The sequence below is a fragment of the uncultured Brachyspira sp. genome (genome assembly GCF_944388875.1).
Lineage (GTDB): Bacteria > Spirochaetota > Brachyspiria > Brachyspirales > Brachyspiraceae > Brachyspira.
In genome coordinates this window covers 465742-488198 of sequence record NZ_CALXKQ010000001.1, presented here as the reverse complement: position 1 = coordinate 488198, position 22457 = coordinate 465742, and the positions used below count along the sequence as shown (strand labels likewise).

General features: G+C 31.6%; 21 protein-coding genes and 1 tRNA gene. All 22 read left to right on the top strand.

The window, feature by feature from the left end:
* Nucleotide 1 precedes the first annotated feature (1 nt).
* Nucleotides 2-74: transfer RNA gene (locus Q0J69_RS02250), tRNA-Trp, on the top strand.
* Nucleotides 75-117: 43 nt separating this feature from the next.
* The gene (gene secE / locus Q0J69_RS02245) at nucleotides 118-441 is read left to right on the top strand and encodes a preprotein translocase subunit SecE (RefSeq protein ID WP_297203902.1); all 324 of its coding nucleotides are present in this window, start codon (nucleotides 118-120) and stop codon (nucleotides 439-441) included.
* A 5-nt stretch (nucleotides 442-446) separates the two neighbouring features.
* Complete coding sequence (nusG, locus tag Q0J69_RS02240; protein WP_297203900.1) at nucleotides 447-1034, top strand: transcription termination/antitermination protein NusG; 588 nt, start codon at nucleotides 447-449, stop codon at nucleotides 1032-1034.
* Between the two features lie 24 nt (nucleotides 1035-1058).
* The gene (rplK, locus tag Q0J69_RS02235; protein ID WP_297203899.1) at nucleotides 1059-1481 is read left to right on the top strand and encodes a 50S ribosomal protein L11; all 423 of its coding nucleotides are present in this window, start codon (nucleotides 1059-1061) and stop codon (nucleotides 1479-1481) included.
* Between the two features lie 71 nt (nucleotides 1482-1552).
* On the top strand, nucleotides 1553-2254 hold the full coding sequence (rplA, locus tag Q0J69_RS02230; protein ID WP_297203897.1) for a 50S ribosomal protein L1: 702 nt from the start codon (nucleotides 1553-1555) through the stop codon (nucleotides 2252-2254).
* Between the two features lie 97 nt (nucleotides 2255-2351).
* Nucleotides 2352-2876 (top strand): 50S ribosomal protein L10, encoded by a 525-nt coding sequence (gene rplJ / locus Q0J69_RS02225; RefSeq protein ID WP_297203895.1) that lies wholly within the window; start codon nucleotides 2352-2354, stop codon nucleotides 2874-2876.
* Nucleotides 2877-2933: 57 nt separating this feature from the next.
* Nucleotides 2934-3320, top strand: a complete 387-nt coding sequence (gene rplL / locus Q0J69_RS02220; protein WP_297203893.1) for a 50S ribosomal protein L7/L12 — start codon at nucleotides 2934-2936, stop codon at nucleotides 3318-3320.
* A 129-nt stretch (nucleotides 3321-3449) separates the two neighbouring features.
* Complete coding sequence (gene rpoB, locus Q0J69_RS02215) at nucleotides 3450-6971, top strand: DNA-directed RNA polymerase subunit beta (RefSeq protein WP_297203891.1); 3522 nt, start codon at nucleotides 3450-3452, stop codon at nucleotides 6969-6971.
* A 20-nt stretch (nucleotides 6972-6991) separates the two neighbouring features.
* Nucleotides 6992-11203: a DNA-directed RNA polymerase subunit beta' gene (gene rpoC / locus Q0J69_RS02210; protein ID WP_297203888.1), complete on the top strand. Its 4212-nt coding sequence runs from the start codon at nucleotides 6992-6994 to the stop codon at nucleotides 11201-11203.
* 75 nt (nucleotides 11204-11278) lie between these two features.
* A complete protein-coding gene (locus Q0J69_RS02205) occupies nucleotides 11279-12217 on the top strand; it encodes a TDT family transporter (RefSeq protein ID WP_297203886.1) in 939 nt (312 codons plus the stop codon).
* A 22-nt stretch (nucleotides 12218-12239) separates the two neighbouring features.
* Nucleotides 12240-13181, top strand: a complete 942-nt coding sequence (locus tag Q0J69_RS02200) for an FkbM family methyltransferase (protein ID WP_297203884.1) — start codon at nucleotides 12240-12242, stop codon at nucleotides 13179-13181.
* 73 nt (nucleotides 13182-13254) lie between these two features.
* Nucleotides 13255-13710: a polymer-forming cytoskeletal protein gene (locus Q0J69_RS02195; protein ID WP_297203882.1), complete on the top strand. Its 456-nt coding sequence runs from the start codon at nucleotides 13255-13257 to the stop codon at nucleotides 13708-13710.
* A gap of 12 nt (nucleotides 13711-13722) precedes the next feature.
* A complete protein-coding gene (gene map, locus Q0J69_RS02190; protein WP_297203880.1) occupies nucleotides 13723-14517 on the top strand; it encodes a type I methionyl aminopeptidase in 795 nt (264 codons plus the stop codon).
* A 90-nt stretch (nucleotides 14518-14607) separates the two neighbouring features.
* A complete protein-coding gene (locus Q0J69_RS02185; RefSeq protein WP_366030060.1) occupies nucleotides 14608-15438 on the top strand; it encodes a hypothetical protein in 831 nt (276 codons plus the stop codon).
* A gap of 220 nt (nucleotides 15439-15658) precedes the next feature.
* Nucleotides 15659-16333 (top strand): L-serine ammonia-lyase, iron-sulfur-dependent subunit beta, encoded by a 675-nt coding sequence (gene sdaAB, locus Q0J69_RS02180; RefSeq protein ID WP_297203876.1) that lies wholly within the window; start codon nucleotides 15659-15661, stop codon nucleotides 16331-16333.
* A gap of 23 nt (nucleotides 16334-16356) precedes the next feature.
* Complete coding sequence (sdaAA, locus tag Q0J69_RS02175) at nucleotides 16357-17232, top strand: L-serine ammonia-lyase, iron-sulfur-dependent, subunit alpha (protein ID WP_297203874.1); 876 nt, start codon at nucleotides 16357-16359, stop codon at nucleotides 17230-17232.
* Nucleotides 17233-17286: 54 nt separating this feature from the next.
* On the top strand, nucleotides 17287-18306 hold the full coding sequence (locus tag Q0J69_RS02170; protein WP_297203872.1) for a PTS sugar transporter subunit IIC: 1020 nt from the start codon (nucleotides 17287-17289) through the stop codon (nucleotides 18304-18306).
* A 64-nt stretch (nucleotides 18307-18370) separates the two neighbouring features.
* Nucleotides 18371-19348, top strand: coding sequence for an ankyrin repeat domain-containing protein (locus Q0J69_RS02165; RefSeq protein WP_297203870.1), 978 nt, complete (start codon nucleotides 18371-18373; stop codon nucleotides 19346-19348).
* Between the two features lie 65 nt (nucleotides 19349-19413).
* Nucleotides 19414-19749, top strand: coding sequence for a hypothetical protein (locus Q0J69_RS02160; RefSeq protein WP_297203868.1), 336 nt, complete (start codon nucleotides 19414-19416; stop codon nucleotides 19747-19749).
* A gap of 201 nt (nucleotides 19750-19950) precedes the next feature.
* Nucleotides 19951-20637: a TrkA family potassium uptake protein gene (locus Q0J69_RS02155; protein WP_297203867.1), complete on the top strand. Its 687-nt coding sequence runs from the start codon at nucleotides 19951-19953 to the stop codon at nucleotides 20635-20637.
* A 2-nt stretch (nucleotides 20638-20639) separates the two neighbouring features.
* Nucleotides 20640-20855 (top strand): DUF2905 domain-containing protein, encoded by a 216-nt coding sequence (locus Q0J69_RS02150; protein ID WP_297203866.1) that lies wholly within the window; start codon nucleotides 20640-20642, stop codon nucleotides 20853-20855.
* A 361-nt stretch (nucleotides 20856-21216) separates the two neighbouring features.
* The gene (gene fabV, locus Q0J69_RS02145; protein ID WP_297203864.1) at nucleotides 21217-22395 is read left to right on the top strand and encodes an enoyl-ACP reductase FabV; all 1179 of its coding nucleotides are present in this window, start codon (nucleotides 21217-21219) and stop codon (nucleotides 22393-22395) included.
* The last annotated feature ends 62 nt before the right edge of the window (nucleotides 22396-22457 follow it).

Here is a 22457-nt window from a genome sequence, read left to right as displayed (position 1 = left end):
TGGGTCAGTAGTTCAATTGGTAGAGCACCGGTCTCCAAAACCGGGTGTTGCAGGTTCGACTCCTGTCTGACCTGATTGTTTTTCTTAATATGAATTAATATATTTTAAGGTAGCTTTATGGCAGATAATAAGAAGAAAAATAACTTTCTAAACTCTATTACTGAGATAAAAAAAGAATTATTTGAAAGAAGTGTATGGCCTACACGTCAAGATGTAATAAATCAGACTGTTGTTGTTATAGTATTGCTTGTATTAGCATCGGCATTTTTGGGTGCGGCTGATTATGTTGTTACGTTTTTGACTAGGGCTTTATTGGACGGCAGAGTTTTATCAAGTTTAATGTCATCTAAAATAACATTGATTTTAGTATTAGCTGTAGTTGTTTTATTGGTAATATATTTTGCTATACGTTATTTAAGAAAAAATAGATATAGTAGGTGAAAAATATGTCTGAAGAAATTTCTGATATAAAAGATTATAAATGGTATATAGTACATACTCAGCATGGTTACGAAAATAAGGTTCGTGAGCGTATAGAAAAGAGAACTAAAGAGAATGGAATGACGGATCTTATTGTAGATATATATATACCTTCTGAAACAGTTACTTCTACAAAAAATGGTAAAAAAGTTTCTAAGGAAGAGTTTTTTTATCCTGGATATGTTTTGGTAAAAATGATAATGAATGATGCTACTCAGTCTATGGTTAGAAGAACACCAGGTGTAGCTGGTTTTATAGGAAGTCATGCTACTACGAAAGAGGAGGGCAATATAATACCTACTCCTTTAAGCGAAGCGGATGTTGCCCGTATATTCCAAAATAGAGATTCAAAAGATAAAACAGAAATAAATGAAATTATAGGAATGGAATTCGATATAGGAGAAAAGGTTCAGGTAATAGACGGACCTTTCAATGGTTTAAATGGTGTTATAGAAAATATCAATTCGGATAAAGGTAAAGTAACAGTAAAAATAGAAATATTTGGAAGAAGTACACCTACAGAATTAGATTTTAATAAAGTAAAAAAATTATAAAAATAAATATAAGAGGTAGTAAATATGGCTAAAAGAGTAGTTGGTATTGTAAAGGTTCGCATACCAGGCGGAGAAGCAACTCCTGCACCGCCACTTGGACCTGCATTAGGTCAGAAGCAGATACAAATAGCCGCTTTCGTTAAAGATTTTAATGCCAAAACATCTAAAATGAAGGGGCAAATATTGAATACCTATATAACAGTATATGAAGATAAAACATATACATTTGTTACTAAAGGTACATCTACTTCTGCATTAATCAAGAAAAAATTGGGTATAGAAAAAGGTTCTGGAGAGCCTAATAAAACTAAAGTTGCTACAATCAATCAAAAGCAGCTTGAAGAGATAGCTCAAGAGAAAATGGCTTATATGTCAGCAAATGATATAGAGGCAGCAAAAAAAATAGTTGCGGGTACAGCTCGTGCTATGGGTATTAAAGTAGAATAATAAATTAAAAAGGCATACCATTTATTAATTAGAGTAAATGGAAGTACACGTTTGAAAAGAGGACAATAATTATGGCTACAAAAGAAAAGAAAATAGGTGGCAAACGTTACGACGCTATACGTAAGGGAGTAGAGAAATTTAAACTCTATTCAGTAGAAGAAGCTATTGATTTAGCTAAAAAAAATGCTACCTGTAAATTCGATGAAACTATTGAGGTTACAATAAACCTTAATATCTTACAAAAACACTCAATAAGAGATACTTTATCATTCCCAAATGCTTTTGGTAAAGAAAAAAGAGTAGTAGTATTTGCACAAGGTGAGAAAGCTGAAGAAGCAAAAGCTGCTGGTGCTATAGAAGTTGGTTTTGAAGATTTAATTGATAAAATTAAAGGCGGATATACTGACTTTGATGTTGCTATATCTACTCCGGATTTGATGAAAGAAGTAGGTAAATTAGGTCAGATACTTGGTAGAAAAGGACTTATGCCTAACCCAAAGACTGGAACAGTTACTCTTGATATAGCTCAGGCTGTAAAAAGTTTTAAAGCAGGAAGAATGGAATACAGAGCTGATAAACATGGTATAGTAAGAATGGGTATTGGTAAGGCTTCTATGGATGTAAGTAAATTAAATGAAAATTTCAAAACATTCTATGATGAAATCTTAAGAAAAAAACCTACAGATTTGAAAGGCGAATATATCAAAGCTATAGGTGTTACATCTACAATGGGTGTAGGTATAAAAATAGATCATAAAAAGATAAAAATGTAATTAGCAATAAACCTGTTTTGATAAGCGAAGTCATATTTTGTGATCCCATTATATGAATAGTATTAGCAAAATGGTTTAATATAATAGAGGTGGTAGTATGCCTAATAAGAAAAACATTGAAACAGTATCATTTCTTAAAGAAAGTATGGGCGGATGTGCTGGTTTAGTATTCTTTGATTACAGAGGAGCAACAGTAGCACAGCTTACAGAATTAAGACGTGAATTAGCAAAAACTTCTTCTTCAATGAAAATATGTAAAAACTCTTTAGTTGATATTGCTTTAAAAGAGTTAGGCAGAGAAGTAAAAGATGAGATGTTCATTAATCCTACAGCAGTAGTATTTGCTAAGGAAGATGTTCCGTCTGCAGCCAAAGTAATAAGCGAAGCTGCAAAGAAAAATGACAAAATCAAAATCAAAGGCGGATATATGGGTGAAGATTTACTAAACCCAGCTGATGTACAAGTGGTAGCAAATATACCGCCAAGAGAAGTTTTACTTTCTCATCTTGTTACAGCACTCGAGTCTCCTATATCAAGTTTGGCAAACAGTTTGCAAAGTGTTATATCAGAACTTGCTTATGTGCTTGACAGTGTTGAAGAGGAAAAGAAAAAATCAGCATAATATTGCTGTTATGATTTAAAGAAAATAATAAACAAAACATTTTTAAGGAGATAAACAATGGCTTTAAGTAAAGAAGAAATATTACAAGCAATAGAAGATATGAAAGTTATAGAGCTTCATGAATTAGTAGAGGCTATTAAAGAAAAATTTAATGTAACAGCAGCTATGCCAGTTGCAGCAGTAGCAGCAGCTCCAGCAGCAGGCGGTGCTGCTCCAGCAGAAGAAGAAAAAAATGAATTTGATATTATTCTTACTGGTTTTGATGCAGCTCAAAAAATTGCTCTTATTAAAGAAGTTAGAGCAGTTAGCGGTTTAGGTTTAAAAGAAGCTAAAGATGCTGTAGAAAAAGGCGGAGAAACTATTAAATCAGGCGTTTCTAAAGAAGAAGCAGCAGCTATCAAAAAGCAATTAGAAGCAGTAGGCGGTAAAGTTGAAGTTAAATAATTATTTTTGTAAATATATCATTAACATTTAATGATTTAATATAAGGAGGGTATGATACGCTTGTACCCTTCTTATTAGTATATTTAGTCAAATCAAAAATAAAGCGTTAAATTGTGGAGATCTTTTAATATGGCCAATAATATTCAGATAGATAATAAAGTATATCCAGAACGAGGGGTAGAGTTCGCAAAAAAGTATAGGATAGAAAACGGACGTGTAAACTTTTCACGTTCGGCTTCAGTAATAGAACCTCCTGATCTCCTCGCTATACAGAAAGAGTCATACGAGAGTTTCCTTCAAAAGGATGTACCTGAAAATAAAAGAAAGAATGAAGGTTTGCAGGAAGTATTAACTTCTATATTTCCTATAGTAGCATCTAACGAAAAGATGCAGATAGAGTTTATTTCCTATTCTATAGGAGAGCCAAAGATTACAGAGAAAGAAGCTAGAAGAAGAGATAAAACTTATGCTTACCCTTTTAAAATAAAAGTACAATTAACCGTAAGAGACCCTGAAAGAATTATAGAACAAGAAATTTTTGTCGGTGAAATACCAGCTATGACAGATAGAGGTACATTCATTATTAATGGTGCTGAACGTGTTGTAGTTTCTCAGATTCACAGATCTCCTGGTGTTGTTTTTAACAGAAGCGACAGAGATGCCATGTTTGTAGCTAAAATTATTCCAGATAGAGGTACTTGGCTTGAATTTGAGCTTGATACTAAAAAAGACATAATGTATGTTAGAATAGACAGAAAGAAAAAACTTCCTGTTACAGTATTTTTGAGAGCTATAGGCATTACAACTAATGAAGAAATTTTAAAATTATTTTATGAAGTGGACAATATATCATTAGAAAAACTTTCAGATGATGAGAAAAAACAAGCCTTGATAGGTAAGCATTCATATTCTACAGTGTTTGATACAGAAAATCCTGATGAAATTATATTAAACCCAGGAGAACTTATCAATACAAACCTTGCTGAAAGACTTTTAATGAGCGGAATTAAAGAAGTTTCAGTATTAAATATGGATAAAATTAAAGGTAATGTTACCATAATTAATACTTTAGATAAAGATACAACTAAAAATCAAGAAGAAGCATGCACAAAAATTTATAATGTTATAAGACCTGGAGAGCCTGCTTTAATAGAAAACGTTATAAGAACTTGTAATGATTTAGTATTTGATCCTAAATTATATGCTTTGGGAGATGTAGGACGTTATAAGATTAATAAAAGATTAAACTTCCCTGAAAGCGAGCAGGATAAAGTTTTAAGACATAAAGATATAATAGAAACTATTAGATTTTTAATAAAAGTTTTCATAAATGAAGAACAATTAGACGATATAGATCATTTGGGCAACAGACGTGTAAGAAGCGTAGGTGAATTATTGGCTATGCAAATAAAAGCAGGTTTTGCTAGAATGGAGCGTATAGCTAAAGAAAGAATGCAGATGCAGGACATGGAGGCAGTAACTCCTCAGTCGCTTGTAAGCATTAAACTTATACAGGCTGTAATAAAAGAGTTTTACGGTACAAGTCAATTATCTCAGTTCATGGATCAAAACAATCCATTGTCAGAGATCACTCATAAAAGAAGATTAAATGCTTTAGGTCCTGGCGGTCTTACTAGAGATAGAGCTGGTTTTGAGGTAAGGGACGTACATCATACTCACTATGGTAAAATATGTCCTATTGAAACTCCTGAAGGACCAAATATCGGACTTATAGTTTCACTTGCTACTTATGCAAAAATTAACAAGCATGGATTTTTAGAAACTCCATATAGAAAAGTTGTTGATGGTAAAGTAACTGATGAAATAGAATACTTAACAGCACATGATGAAGAGAGATATCATATTGCGGATGCTAATGCTCCTCTAAATGAAGATGGTTCATTCAAAGAAAATCTTATATCAACAAGATACAGAAGTGAATTCCCATATTCTTCACCAGATCAAGTTCAGTATATGGACGTTTCTCCTCAGCAGATAGTTTCGCTTTCAAGCTCATTGATACCATTCTTAGAGCATGACGATGCCAACAGAGCTTTGATGGGTTCTAACATGCAGCGTCAAAGTGTTCCTCTTTTATTCCCAGAAGCTCCTATAGTAGGTACTGGAGTAGAGGCAAAAATTTGTCAGCCTGGTACAGGAATAGCTGTTCATGCCAAAAGAGCTGGAAAAGTTATAAAAGTTGTACATGATGAAATAGTTGTTAAGCCTACTAAACAAAACAGTGATGATGATTTGGATGTTTATGAATTAGTTAAATATCAAAGAACTAACCAAGATACTAATTATCATCAAAGACCAGTAGTAAATGTTGGAGATGTTGTTAAAGCTGGAGGACTTTTAGCTGACGGACCTGCTACAGATCATGGTGAGTTGGCATTAGGAAGAAATGTTCTAGCTGCTTTCATGATTTTTGAAGGATATAACTTTGAGGATGCTATACTTTTAAGTAAAAGATTAGTTCAGGAAGATGTATTCACTTCCATTCACATAGAAGAGTTTTCGGTTGAAGCCCGCGAAACAAAATTAGATAAAGAAAATATTACTAGAGATATACCTAATGTATCTGAAAGTGCTTTCAAGAATTTGGATGAAAGAGGTATTGTAAGAATAGGTGCTAAAGTAAAAGCAGGTGATATATTAGTTGGTAAAGTAACACCAAAAGGAGAAACAGAAATAACTCCAGAATATAGACTTCTTCACTCAATATTCGGAGAAAAGGCAAGAGATGTAAAAGATACTTCTTTAAGAGTACCTCATGGTAAAGACGGTACTGTTATAGATGTAAGAGTATACAGCAGAGAAAACGGAGATGAATTAAAGCCTGGAGTAGAGGAAGTAGTAAAAGTATTTTTAGCTAAAAAACGTATAATACAGGAAGGCGATAAAATGGCAGGACGTCACGGTAACAAAGGGGTTGTTGCTAGAATAATGCCTATTGAAGATATGCCTTACTTGGAAGACGGTACTCCTATAGATATATGTTTGAATCCGCTTGGTGTACCTTCACGTATGAATATAGGTCAGGTAATTGAGATGCTTCTTGGATGGTCTGGTTATAAGATGGGACTTAAATATGCTTGCCCTGTATTTGAAGGACCTAAAGAAGAGGCTTTAAGAGAGGCTTTTGAATGCAGCGGTATGAATATTAATGGAAAAGTTAGACTCTATGACGGAAGAACAGGAGAGCCTTTCAAAAATGATGTTGCTGTAGGATACATGTACATGCTTAAACTTAATCACTTAGTTGAAGATAAAGTACATGCTAGAAGTACAGGACCTTACTCACTTGTTACTCAGCAGCCTTTGGGAGGTAAATCTCAATTCGGAGGTCAGCGTTTAGGAGAGATGGAAGTATGGGCATTGGAGGCTTATGGAGCTGCTAATATGCTTCAGGAGTTCCTTACTGTTAAATCTGATGATATGACAGGACGTGCTAGAATATATGAATCTATTGTTAAAGGGGATGTTATATCTTCACCTGGTATACCAGAGAGCTTTAATGTATTGGTTCAAGAGCTTAGAGGTTTGGGTCTTAATATTACTATTCATGATGAAGAGGGCAATCAGCTTGCTTCTACTGAAAAAGAACTTAGACAAAAGACTAAAAAACAAACCAAGATTTTTAAATAATTAGGAGAAGTTTAAGTAATATGCAATTTTCAAACTTTGACCAAATAAAAATTAGTATAGCAAGTCCTCAGGTTATGAGAGAATGGAGTTACGGAGAGGTTAAAAAACCAGAAACTATTAACTACAGAACTTTAAGACCTGAAAGAGATGGACTTTTTTGTGAAAAAATTTTTGGAACTACTAAAGAATATGAATGTTACTGCGGTAAGTTTAAAAGCATTCGTTATAAAGGTGTAGTTTGTGATAAATGCGGTGTTGAGGTTACTCACTTCAAAGTTAGACGTGAAAGAATGGGGCATATAGAATTGGCTGCTCCTGTTGCTCATATTTGGTATTATAGAAATACTCCTTCAAGAATAGGACTTCTTCTTAATATGAATATAGCACATTTAAGAAGCGTACTTTATTTTGAAAGATATGTTGTTATTGATCCTGGTGATAGTGCTTATTCTAAGGGCGATTTATTAAATGAAGATGAATATAATGAAAGTTTAGATAGATATGGCGATAATATTAGGATAGGCATAGGTGCTGAAGGTATACGTGATATGCTTAAAGACCTTGATATGGATGAAGAGATTAGAAAGCTTAGAGAAGAGATGATTAAAAAAGGTGAGAAGAGCGACAGACGTTTAAGAAAGCGTCTTGAAATCTTTGAAGACTTTAAGGCAAGCGGCAATGATCCTACTTGGATGATACTTGATGTAGTGCCTGTAATTCCTCCTGATTTAAGACCTATGGTTCAGCTTGATGGAGGACGTTTTGCCACTTCAGATTTGAATGATCTATATAGAAGAGTTATTAATAGAAATATACGTTTAAGAAGATTATTAGTTTTAAGAGCTCCTGATATCATTATAAGAAATGAAAAAAGAATGCTTCAGGAGGCTGTTGATGCTTTATTTGATAATAGCAGACGTAAAAAAGTAGTTAAAGGACCTGGAAACAGACCTTTAAAATCGCTTTCTGATATGCTTAAAGGTAAGCAGGGTCGTTTCAGACAGAACCTTTTAGGTAAGCGTGTTGACTATTCAGGACGTTCTGTTATTGTAGCTGGTCCTAGACTTAAAATGCATCAATGCGGACTTCCTAAAAAAATGGCTGTTGAATTATTCAAGCCTTTTATTATGAAAAAATTAGTTGAAATTAATCCATCTACTAATATAAAAACTGCTAAAAGAATTGTAGAAGAGGGCAGAGAAGAAGTATGGGGAGTATTAGAAGATATTGCTAAGGAACATCCTATACTTTTAAACAGGGCTCCTACTCTTCACAGACTTGGTATTCAGGCATTTGAGCCAGTACTTGTTGAAGGAAAAGCCATTCAGCTTCATCCTTTGGTATGTCATGCTTATAATGCTGACTTTGACGGCGACCAGATGGCTGTTCATACTCCTCTTTCTGCGGAATCTCAGATTGAGGCTTGGACTTTGATGCTTGCACCTCATAATATATTAAACCCTGCTAATGGAGAGCCTATTGTTAATCCTACTCAGGATATAGTTCTTGGTATAAGTTATTTAACTAAATTAAGAACTGGCATTAAGGGAGAGGGAAAAATGTTCTCCTCTTATAAGGATGCCTTGCTTGCCTATGACAATAATTTGGTTGAGCTTGAAGCTAGAATAAAAGTTCTAATGAAAAATAAAGATACTGGAGAAGAGGGATTTGTTGAAACTTCTGTTGGAAGATTAAAATTTAATGAAGTTATACCTGAAGATTTCAGATATCAGAATAGAGAATTTAACAGTAAAGATTTGGCTAAATTTATACATGAAGTATATTTAAAGCATGGTACAGCAGTAACAGTTAATATGCTTGATGATATTAAAGAACTTGGATATAAGAGTGCCACAGTATTTGCTTCTACTATTTCTATTGCTGATATACTTATACCTCCGATGAAGAAACAGGAAATAGAAGAGGCTACTAAACAGGTAGAGTTTATTGAAAAACAATATCAGGATGGTGTTATAACTACAGATGAGAAAAAGCAGAAAGTTATAGACCTTTGGACTACAGTTGAAGGTAAAATAACTGAAGCTATGATGGATAATTTAAGACAAGACCAAGACGGATTTAATCCAGTATATATAATGGCAGATTCAGGTGCTAGAGGTTCTAAACAGCAGATAAGACAGCTTGCCAGTATGAGAGGTCTTATGGCTAAGCCTTCTGGTGAAATTATTGAGCTTCCTATTATATCAAACTTCAAAGAAGGTCTTACAGTACAGGAATACTTTATTTCTACTCACGGTGCTAGAAAAGGTCTTGCTGATACTGCATTAAAAACTTCTAATGCAGGTTATTTAACTAGAAGATTGGTAGATGTTGCTATTGGTGTTGTTGTTTCTGAACATGACTGCGGTACTGTAAAAGGTATTAGCATAGAAGCTATAAAAGACGGTGATGAGATAAAAAAATCTCTTAAAGAACGTATAGTAGGCTTCTTTACGAGCGAGCATATTTATAATCCTGTTACTAAGGAGCTTATATGTCCTGCCAATACTGAAATAACAGAAGAAATTGGTACTATTATAGAAAAAGCAGGTATAGAAAAAATTAATATAAGACATCCTCTTACTTGTGAAAGCAGAATGGGTGTTTGTCAGAAATGTTACGGAAGAAGTTTATCTACTAATACTCTTGCTTCTATCGGTGAAGCTGTAGGAGTAGTTGCAGCTCAAAGTATTGGTCAGCCTGGTACTCAGCTTACGATGAGAACTTTCCACATCGGAGGTGTTGCTACTCAGATGGTTGAAGAAAATGAAGTTAAAGTTAATTACCCTATATATATAGAACAGTTCTCTAACTATGTTGTACAGCCTAATGGTGTAAAAATTACAGCAAGAAAAGGCGATTTAATTATAAGACGTGTATTAGAGAAATGGGAAAAATCTTCTGTAAGGGATATTTTAGCTGAAAACAATGCTAAAATTCTTATAGGCGATGTCATAGCAAATAGCAAAGATGGAACAGAAATTAAAGCTACTTATAATGGAACATTAAAAATAACAGATGATGATAAATATATAATGATTACAGGTTCTAAACATGAGAAATCTATTAAAGTTGGAAGTGAATATAAAGTTGATGAACATGTATTTATAGAAGCTAATACTGTTATAGCCAGCTTTGATACTTATAACGAACCTATCATTTCTGAAAAATCAGGTATTGTTAGATATCAGGATATAATACCTGGAAGAACTTTAGTTGAAGATATAGATGAACAGACTGGAAGTAAAACTAAAATCATACAAGAGTTTAAAGATGCCAGTGTTCAGCCTAAAATCTTGATAGTTGGTGCTGGTGATAATGATACATTTGAAACAGATATACCTAATGGTGCTCAGCTTATGGTTGAAAATAACCAAAAAGTTGAAGTGGGTGAAGTTATTGCTAAGACTACACGTATACAGCAAAAGAACAGGGATATTACAGGAGGTCTTCCAAGAGTACAGGAATTGCTTGAAGCTCAGAAGCCTAAAGATACTGCTATTATTGCTGGTATTGACGGTGAGGTTGAGATAGGAGGTTCTCATAAGGGTAAAAAAGTAGTTAAAATCAGAAATGAATTTGATGAAACTAAGCACTTAGTGCCTCATGGTAAAATGCTTCTTGTAAGAAACGGAGATTATGTAAAAACTGGTACTCAGTTATGTGCTGGTAAAATAAATCCGCATGATATATTGGAAACTCAGGGAGATTTGGCTCTACAAACTTATTTGCTTGAAGAAATTCAGGCCGTATATAATCAGCAGGGTGTAGGCATTAATGATAAGCACTTTGCTCTTATAATAAGACAGATGCTTAGAAGACTTGAAATTACAGACCCAGGTGATACTAAATATATTGTAGGGCAGTATGTTGATAAGTATGAGTTTGAAGAAGAGAATAAACGCTATGAAGAAGCTGGCGGTTCTCCTGCAAGCGGTAAGCCTGTATTATTAGGCTTAACTAAAGCTGCTCTTAATACAGAAAGCTTTATATCTTCTGCTTCTTTCCAAGAAACTACAAAAGTTTTAACTAATGCTGCTATTAAAGGTAAAGTTGATAAACTTCTTGGATTAAAAGAGAATGTTATTATAGGTCATTTAATACCTGCAGGTACTGGTGTTAAACTTTATAATAAACTTCATGTATATAATAAAGAAAGCGGTGATTTGGATAAAAAAGATAATATGGACAGTGCTTCAAAAGAAGAGGAAGTTATACAAATAACCGTATAATTAGTATAAAATATATAAGGAGGTTTTCATTAATAATTATGAAAGCCTCTTTTTTTAAAATAAAGTGAAATAAAAATGATAAAGAAAATTAATAAAATGCCTTTGGCTCTTACAGGCTTGGCACTTGGTATCGGAGGTATATTTAATGCTTGGACTATATATACAGGTGTTAAATATTTTGCATATATTGGTGCATGCATATCATCTATTTTGATATTGACAATAATAACTAAAATATTTTCATCATTCAAAGATTTTCTTAATGATTTAAGTCATCCTGTAGCTGGAAGTACGATACCTACTCTTGATATGGCTGTTATGGTTATATCATCTTCTGTTGTACAGTTTGTAAGACCGCTTGGTGTGGCTATGTGGATAATTGCTATAGTTATACATGTGATATTTGCTTTTACATTTATTGCTCATAGGATTAACTTGAAAGATTTGCATCATATACTTCCAAGTTGGTTCGTTCCGCCTGTAGGTATAGTTGTTGCTGCTGTAAGCGGTTCTAACATGGGATTTCCGCAAGTATCTCAGATAATAGTTTATATTGGTACTATTCTATATATTATACTATTTCCATTTATATTTTATAGAATTATTTTCCATGAACCTTTAGCTGATGATAAGTTTCCAGCTTTTGCTGTTATGGGGGCTCCTGCTAATCTATGTCTTTGCGGATATTTAACTGCTTTTCAAACCTATAATACAGCAGTTCTTAATTTTTTACTCGCATTGGGATTATTTACTACATTCAAAGTTTATTTATCTCTTATAAGAGCTTTTAGAATAAAATTTATACATCTGTTTGCAGCATATACTTTCCCATTAGCTGTTGGTGCACAGGCTTTGCTTAAATATGCTAATTATTCAAAAAGCATAAATGGAGAATATTATCTTATATGGCATTATATTGCTGTATTTGAGCTTATAGTTGCAAGTATAATGATTATTTGGGTATTTATTAATATGATGTCTTTTATACATAAAAATATAGTAAAAGCTAGTTAATAAATATTGGATTGATTGAATTATGGAAATATTAGAAGGCTGCAGAAATATAGTAAAAAATAAATTCAGTAAAGAGGAAATAGAAAAAATAGAATGTTCTGATAATTTTATTAAGGCTATTATAGAAACTGATAATTTTAATATTTTTTATAATATGCTTGAAGATGATTATTCTAAATCTCTATTTAAAAAGATAATTAAGTATAGATACATGCTTGCATTTTATCCTTCTGTTCATCAGAATATAAAAAAGGAAATTATGTTCAGCCTTAAATACGGTACGATATCAACGTATAAATGGCTTAGCAGGATGGCATCGTTTTTAATTTTTAGAAGGATATTATTTCCCAAAGAGATAGGAGCTTTTGCTTTATTTCATATATTTGATATGAAGCAGTATGATGTTAGAGATATTTTTGAAGTTAATAATGACAGTGTGATTTTTGATATTGGGGCTTGGAAGGGAGATTCGTCTTATTTCTTTTCAAAAAAATGTTCTGATGATGCTAAAATTTACGCTTTTGAACCTGATGCTGATGCTTATGAAGCATTAAAATGCGTGAAAGAAAGATATAAACTGAATAATGTTATTTTAGAAAATGTACTTTTATCGAATAAGGAAGAAACAGTTGATTTTATTTCTATGATGCCTAATACTCCAGTTGTAAAAATGAATGCTGTTACAGTTGATAAATTTGTTAATGATAATAATATAAAGAGAATAGATTATATTAAAATGGATGTAGAAGGTGCTGAGAAGAATATATTAGAAGGTGCAAAAGAAACTATAAATAGATTCAGACCATCTCTTGCCGTTGCTGTATATCATGGCGGTAAATTATTTATGGAAGATTTTTATAAAGTTCCAATATTCATTAAAGAAATTACAGAAGGATATAAATATTATATACGTACATTTTCTCCTTGGGGAGGAGAAACCATACTTTTTTGTAAGCCTAGATAAAACATAGAAAATATGTTATAATATATACGATGTTAACTTATAAAATCAATATATAGCATTGGAGATTTGATTTATGGCAAAAAGAGATATAATAAATAGCGTAATAGGTGATGGTTCATCTTTTAAGGGTGCTTTTATTGTCAAAGGCTCTTTTCAAATAGATGGTAAATTTGAGGGCGAATTAAAAATTGACGGACATTTAATTATAGGTACAAACGGCAAAGTTAAAACCAGTACTATAATAACAGAAAGCATAACTATAGCAGGTACTTTGATTGGAAATATTGATGCTAAGAGAGAAGTTATTTTAATAGAAACAGGAAGAGTATTGGGAAATATTGAAGCTCCTAAAATAGACGTAGGCGAAGGGGCTGTTATTCAAGGAGAGATGACTATTACAGGTGGTCAGAAAAAAGATATTACAAAAGTTGTTCAGGAATCTTTTACAGGCATATCAATTCCAGATGATGATAACAGCAGCAGCAGTAATGAAACTAAAGAGAATACTAATTCATCAAATGTTTTTTAAGGGTATATAAGAATGGCTATTAAGATTAAGACTCAATCAGAAATTAATTTAATGCGTGAGAGCGGACATATATTGGCGAATGTATTTAAAGAAGTAGAAAAAATAGTTCAGCCCGGAATTTCTACAAAAGAAATAGATAAATTTGTATATGATTATATAAGAAAACATAATGCAAAACCATCATTTAAAGGATACGGCAATCCTCCGTTTCCAGGGTCTATATGTTCTTCTATTAATAATGAAATAATACATGGCATACCAAGTAAAAAGAAAATATTAAAAGACGGAGATATTATAGGACTTGATATAGGTGTATACTATAAAGGATATCATTCTGACAGAGCATTTACATTTAAAGTGGGCAATGTATCTGAAGAAGCTTCAAGATTAATAGATATAACTATGGAATCATTTTTTAATGGTGTAAAGAAAATTAAGGATGGTGTTCATTTAGGAGATGTATCGAATGCAATACAGAAAACAGCTGAGGATGCTGGATATTCTCTTGTGAGAGAGTTTCAAGGACATGGAGTAGGTGCTAATTTGCATGAAGAGCCCCCAGTACCTAATAGGGGAAAGGCAGGAACAGGTCCTATATTAAAAACAAATATGGTTATAGCCATAGAGCCTATGGTTAATATGGGGCATCATTCAATTTTAATAGAGGATGATGATTGGACTATAATAACAAAAGACGGATCATTATCTGCACATTATGAGCATACTGTAGCCGTTAAGGAAAATGGTGTAGAGATATTAACTGCTTTGGAGGATGATCCTATAGTTAATAAATATATGAATAGTTAACATATTTATAATAAAATTAATAATGTAAAAACTTTTTATACCGATAAACTATAAAAAAGATAATTTTATTTTTATGTTATTTATATGAATATGAAACGTACATTTTTTATATTATTGATATCAGTATTAAGTGCTTTATCTGTTAATGCACAGTATACAAATTCTTTTAATAATTTGAATACAAATAATAATGTTCCTACAGTTAGGATAGATACTAATTCTTATAGGTCTTTATTTAACGGCAAGCTGGAACCTGCTTGGGTTTATATAGGAGAAGCTAAGAGAGCTATAAATAACGGAGATACTCCTTATGCATTGTATATAATGAATAAGACTTTGATGTACTATCCAGACAATGCTGATGCTCATTATTTTTTAGGGTTAATATATGAGAAGGAAGGCGGAAATCCTGCAGAGCAAGGAGGAGCTGCTTCATACCGTTTAGCCATAGAAGAGTATAAAAAGGCCATTAATTTAGCTACAAATCTTACTATACCAGCTTATAAATTGGATGCTTATTTCAGTCTTTTATATATATACGAAAAATTAATAGATGAAAATAATTATGCCAATATAGAAAAAGAAATTATAGCTATGGCAGAAAATACATATAAAAATTATGAAAAGGGAAGAATATATTTTAGATTAGCTCAGCATTATGCTAATAGAAATAGAGGAACTGCTTCCATAGATTATTACAGACAATCATATCTTAATGGATACAGACAGAAATTATCATTATTTAGAATGTCATTGATTCATAGAAGAATGAGAAATTATGTACAGGAAAAGGAAACTCTAATACTTGCAAATAAATATGATTTTGACTATGTTGAGCCTAGCAACTTTGAAGTTCAAAAGGCTATAGTACAAAGATTAGAAGCCCTCAAGAATGTCAGAATACCTAAAAAGTTATATTAGATATAATTTTTGATAGTTATAATAAGCAATGATATTATTACAGATCATTGCTTATTTTTTTAATATTGTTAAAAGTAATATATAATAATATCAATCATTTAAATCATTTCATAAAAAAATATTTTAAATTTTTTATTTAAAATTAATAAAAATTAAAAAAATCTATATTCATAATTTATTTATTATGTTAAATTATATTTAAATAAATGGAGGATATTTTATGGCTACATTATTTGATATAATAGGTCCTGTAATGATAGGTCCTTCAAGTTCGCATACAGCTGGAGCTTGTCGTATAGGTAAACTTGCTAAAAAAATTTTAGGCGAAGATGTTAAAGAGGCTAAAATATACTTGCATGGTTCTTTTGCTTTAACATGGAAAGGGCATGGAACGGATAAGGCTATTTTAGCAGGACTTTTGGGTTTTGAAACTGATGATGCCAGACTTAGAGATAGCTATAGTATTGCGGACAAGTCTGGGCTTAAGTATGAGTTTATTCCAACTACACTAAGAGATGCTTTTCACCCTAATAGTGTTTATATTGAGGCTAAAGGACAAAGCAATGAAATTAATATTTTAGCTTCTTCTATAGGAGGCGGATTAATAGTATTGGATAAGGTTAATGGTATTGAAGTTCATTATAAAGGGGATTTTCCAACTATTGCAATAGTTAATAAAGATGTTCCTGGAATTATAGCTAAAGTTACTTCTATTATATTTGAAAATGATATTAATATTGAGAATATGAATGTAACACCTCAATTTGAAGGTCCTAATAAGGGATATGCAATTATAGTTATTGGTATGACAAATGTTATATCTAAAGAGATAGAAGAAAAGATTAGAAATATAGAAAATATAAGGGACTTTGTATTTTTAGATAAATTATATTAAAAAAATTATGAGGGTAATATATTATGGATATAAAATCTATAGAAGCCTTAGTATCTGAGGCTACAGAAAAAAAAGTAAAGATGAGTGAAATAATAATAGATATAGAAGCTAAAAGCCAAAAAGTTGATAGACAGGCTGTTATTGATAAAATGGCTAGCTATTATGAAATAATGAAAGAATCTGTTGAAAAAGGGAAAAAGGATAAATTTCATTTTGTAACTGGACAGCAGGAAGATTGTGTAGAGATAGTTGAAAAATTTTATAAATCAGGTAAAGGCATATTAGGAGATACTGTTGGAGAGGTAGTAGCATCTGCTATGGCAGTAAGCGGTTATAATGCCTGCATGGGTAAAATAATTGCTGCTCCTACAGCAGGAAGCTGCGGAATAATGCCTGCTGTACTTACTATATGCGAAAAAAAAGGTTATAAAAAGGATGATATAGTAAGAGGAATGTTTACTGCTGCAGGACTTGCGGATATTATAGCTCAGATTGCTACTTTTGCAGGTGCTGAAGGAGGATGTCAGGCTGAATGCGGAAGTGCTGCTGCTATGGCTGCTTGTGCTTGTGCAGAGATTATGGGAGGAACACCTGAAGAATGTGCTAATGCTTTTGCTTTGGCTTTATCTACTATACTTGGACTTATATGCGATCCTATAGCGGGATTTGTTGAAGCTCCTTGTATGAGTAAGAATGTTATGAGTTCTGTGCATGCTATTGTATCTGCTGAAATGGCTTGTGCTGGTTTTAAAAGTGTTATACCTGCTGATGAAGTTGTACTTGCAATGAAAGAAGTTGGAGATGCTATGGATGAAAGATTTAGAGAAACTGCTCAGGGAGGTCTTGCCAATACTCCTACGGGACGTGCCATAGCAGAGAGAATTTTTGGAAAAAAATAATTTTTGATAATCAAAGTAAGCGGGTACATTACCCGCTTTTATGGTATTTTAGAAATGAAAAATAGAATAAAAAATTTTCTTATAAAAAAGAATATTAAAATATCTCTGAAAACATACACAATAGATGCATTAGGTGCTATGTCTTTTGGTCTTTTTTCCTCTTTAATAATAGGTTTGATTATAAAGGTAATCGGAGATTATCTTCATCTGCCAATATTTACAGAAATTGGTATTAAAGCTATGTCAGTTGTTGGTGCTGCTATAGGGATATCTGTAGCTTATGGACTTAATGCTCCGCCTTTAGTATTATTTTCATCTGCTGCGGTAGGTATGGCAGGAAATGAATTTGGTTCTATAGCAGGGGCTTTTGTATCAAGTGTAATATGTTCAGAGTTTGGTAAAATGATATCAAAAGAAACAAAAGTTGATATTATAGTAACCCCTTTATTTACAATAGTTTTAGGAGTTCTTGCCGCTAAACTTATAGGACCTTATATTAATTATATTATGATATTCATAGGCAATATTATAATGTATGCTACAGATTTGATGCCAATTCCTATGGGAATAATAGTTTCTGTTATTATGGGAATGGTATTAACATTACCTATATCATCTGCTGCTTTAGCTATAATGCTTAATATATCAGGAATTGCTGCAGGTGCTGCTACTATAGGATGTTCATGCCAGATGATAGGATTTGCTGTATGCAGTTTTAAAGAAAATGGATTGGGAGGATTAATATCTCAAGGGCTTGGTACTTCAATGCTTCAAATGCCTAATATAATAAAAAATCCAAAAATATGGATACCTCCTACTTTAACTTCAGCTATACTTGGACCTATAGGTACAACAATATTAAAGATGGAAAATGTTTCAAGCGGTGCTGGTATGGGGACTAGCGGTTTGGTTGGACAGGTAGGTACCATAGAAGCTATGGGAGCAAGTACGGATGTATTCATAAAAATAATTCTTCTTCATTTTATACTTCCTGCAATATTAAGTCTTATAATTTCTGAGTTTATGTATAAAAAAGGATTTATTAAAAAGGGAGATATGAAATTAGATTCCTGAAATCATTGATATAATGTTGAATATATGTTAATATATTGATATTAAAATTATATTTGGATTTATTATGAAAGTTATAGTGTACGCATTTTTGATTATTTTGATTATGATATCATGTTCTCAAAAATCTAATAATACAGTTTCAAATGAAAATATAGAAACAAATGAAAACTTGTCATCAGATACTGTTCAGGATATGAGTTTAGAAGAGGCATTATTAAAATACGAAGGTAATCCTAGTATGGATATAATAACAAATTTGCTTGCTTCTGGAAATATCAATAATACTTTAACAGAAACAACAAATATAGTAAATGCAGAAGATACAGAATATGATCTTAGCGTAACTTTTGACGAGGGTACAACTGCTTTAATGATAGCTTCTTATTACGGATATGCTGATTTAGTAAATGCTCTTATAAAAAATAATGCTGATGTTAATTTAAAAAATAAAAGAAATTATACGGCACTTCTTTATGCTGCTGATGTATGGGCTAGGCAGGGTATTGGAATATATGACAGTAATTATAATGTTGCTGAGCTATTGGTGAACGCTAAGGCGGATGTTAATGCTGTTAATAATTATGGATGGAGTCCTTTATTTTTTGCTGCAGACAATTCTAATTCTGATATTGTTTCTCTGCTAGTCAATAATGGAGCTGATATTAATTTAATATCTGATGAAGGTATTACTCCGCTTTTGATAGCAAATGATGTGGAGTCTATAAAAATATTATCAAAAACTACAAATATTAATAAGGCTAATAATAATGGAATTACACCTTTAATAGCATTTTCAGGAAGAGAAATATCTCCTGAAGCGATTAATATTTTATTGGAGAATGGAGCGGATGTTAATGTTGTTGATAAAGATGGAGAAACTGCTTTGTCATCTGCTATAGAGTACGGTAATTTTGAAATAGCTTTAATACTATTAGAAAATAATGCAAATCCTAATTTGTCAAGTAAAAAAGCTAAAGAGCTTGCAAATATTGCTTTGGAATTAGGAGATGAGGAAGTTGCTTCAATTTTGGAATCCTATTAAATGTTTTGACAAATTATATTATTTTAATATATTTATAATAAATTATAAAATAGAGGGAGTTTTTAATGTTTGACAACAATGTACACTATATAAGAAAGGAGCTTGAGTCTATATATAAAGTCATAGTAGAGAACTTGGGCAAAGAATTATTGAATACTGAGATAAAGCGTTTAGAGTATGAGCCTAAAATGGATAGAATTAATATTAATAATTTTATCTTTATAAGACTTACTTTTGAAAATGAATATGATCATAAAGAATTGTATTATGATATATATATTGAAGATGAAGACGGAAATGATGTAGAGAGAGCTTTAATTAGTGTGGAAAAACCTTTTACTAAGGTTGTTGATAAGATTGATTATTTAGTAAAATTGAATTATCAAGCTAATAATGAATAATTATGTATAAATAAAGAGAGGATTAATTTAAGTACCTCTTTATTTTTGCATAATTTAATTATTATAATTTTATATATTTTTAAGCATTTCATTTATAATATAATTTCAAATAAGGCAGATAATTATAAAAAATATTTTTTGACAAAATTCCATATTATTCTATAATAAAACAATTAAAATAATATAATAGGGGTATTAGTTATGCTACAATATGCTGTTATAGGAGTTGGTACTTTGGGAAAGGCTTTAATTAATAGGCTTATGACAAAACCATCTATTGAAGTATTTGCTATAGATAATGATATTAATGAGATAGAAGCTATAAAGAATAGTGTAACTCAGGCTATGAGGTTAGATTCTACACAGAAAGAAGCATTAGAAGCTATTGAAATTAATAAATTTGATGCTGTTATACTTACTATAGGCGAGGATATGATGACTAGCATATTAACGGCATTGCTTTTAAAAGAACTCAATGTAAAAAATATAATAGCAAGATACTCCAATGAAAAACATAAAGCAATACTAAGTATGATAGGCATAACACATTTGGTAAGCCCTGAAGAGTCTATGGGTATACATATAGCCGAACAGCTTGAGGTTGGAGATACTGTTTTGCTTTATGATTTAACAGAATATCATTCTATAGTGGAGTTTCCTGTTCATGGGGGACTTGCTGGTAAGAATTTGAAAGAGCTTGATCTTAGAAAAAAATATAAGATTAATGTTGTTGCTGTAAAAAAAGAAACAGTAGGAATATTAGGTGAAAAAAAGGTGGTTGTTGATTGTACTCCTGATCCTGATGTAGCTATGGTAGAAGGCGATATATTAATTATTGCAGGGCATGACAAAGATATAGAAAAAATGAATAAGAAAATGTCTGAATAGTTATGAATACTCATTTTGCTAAACTTTTTATAGTTATTGGTATTATATTAATAATAATTGGCATATTATTTCTATTTAATATAAAAATTCCTTTTGGAAAACTTCCTGGTGATATAGTTATAAAAAAAGAAAATTTTACATTTGCTTTTCCATTGATGACTAGCATAATAATAAGCATAGTTTTATCTTTTATAATGTGGGTTATTTCTAAATTTTGAATTGTTGATACCGCACGGTTAATCGATTATTTTTATATAATAAATTTATATTATTAACTTCATTATATATATTGCTTCGTTCAGCGTGCGTGTTAATAAGTTAAAAATAAAATAAAACTAGGGTGGGTTTTGCATTTTTTATTACCTTCAATAAGAAATCTACAAGTTATATTTTTTGTAGAATTATAAAATATATAGGGCGGGGAGTTAAAAAATATTTTTACATATAGTATTATTATATATTAATGATTATCAAAAAAACAAATTATCGTAACAATAAAATAGGTTTATGCTATTGAAAAAAAATCTTTTTGATATATTATTTATGTAATTTAAAAAATAAAAAAGGAGACACTATATTATGGTGGTAAAACCTCAAATAGCAAATAACGTATGTAAAACTTCTCATCCTACAGGTTGTGCTAAAGAAATTGAGAATCAAATTAATTATGTAAAAAAACATCCTAAAATAAAATCCAATATAAAGAATGCATTAATATTAGGTTCATCAGGCGGATACGGACTTGCAAGCAGAATAATATTAGCTTATGCTATGGGAGCAAATACTTTAGGTGTATCTTTTGAAAGAGCAGCCACTGAAGATAGAACAGCAACACCTGGATGGTATAATAATAAAGCATTTAGCGAGAATGCCAAAAAAGACGGACTTAAAGAAAAAACTATTGTAGGCGATGCTTTTTTAGAATCTTCTAAAGCAAATATTATTAAAGAAGCTAAAGAGTTTTTTGACGGTAAAATAGACTGTGTTATATATAGTTTAGCTACTGGCATAAGAAAAGATGAAAAAGAAGGCATAACATACCGTTCTACTTTAAAACCTATAGGAAAAGATTATTCTGGGATGGGCGTTGATTTTATGAAAGAAGAACTTATAGAAGTAAAAATGCCAGCTGCAAGTGAAGAAGAAATTAAAGCTACTGTAAAAGTTATGGGAGGCGATGATTGGAGATTATGGATTGAAGATTTGATAAAAGCTGATATGCTTTCAGAAAATGCTTTAACTTTGGCTTATTCATACATAGGACCTGAAATGACTAAAGCTATATACAGAGATGGTACTATTGGAAAAGCTAAAGATGATTTGGAGGCTACTGCATTAGATATGGATAAAATGATGCAGGAAAAATTGCATGGACATGCTTATGTTTCTGTTGCTAAGGCTGTTGTTACTAGAGCTTCTGCTGTTATACCTGCTATGCCTTTGTATATTAGTATTTTATTTAAAGTGATGAAAGAGAAAGGAATACATGAAGGCTGCATTGAACAAATGTACAGACAATTTGCTGAAAAAATATATACTGATAAAGGCTTTATATTAGATGATAAGCACAGATTAAGATTAGATGACTGGGAATTAAGAGATGATGTACAAAAAGAAGTTGCTGATGCTTGGAACAAAATAAAAGACAATGCTTCATTAAAACAAAATGCTGATTTAAATCAATTCAGAGATGAATATTTACATCTTCACGGTTTTGGTTTGGAAGGCATAAATTATGATGCTGATGTACAAATATGATGATTAAATAATTTTTATTATTTATAATAAAGGCATGCCTGATATTTTCAGCATGCCTCTTT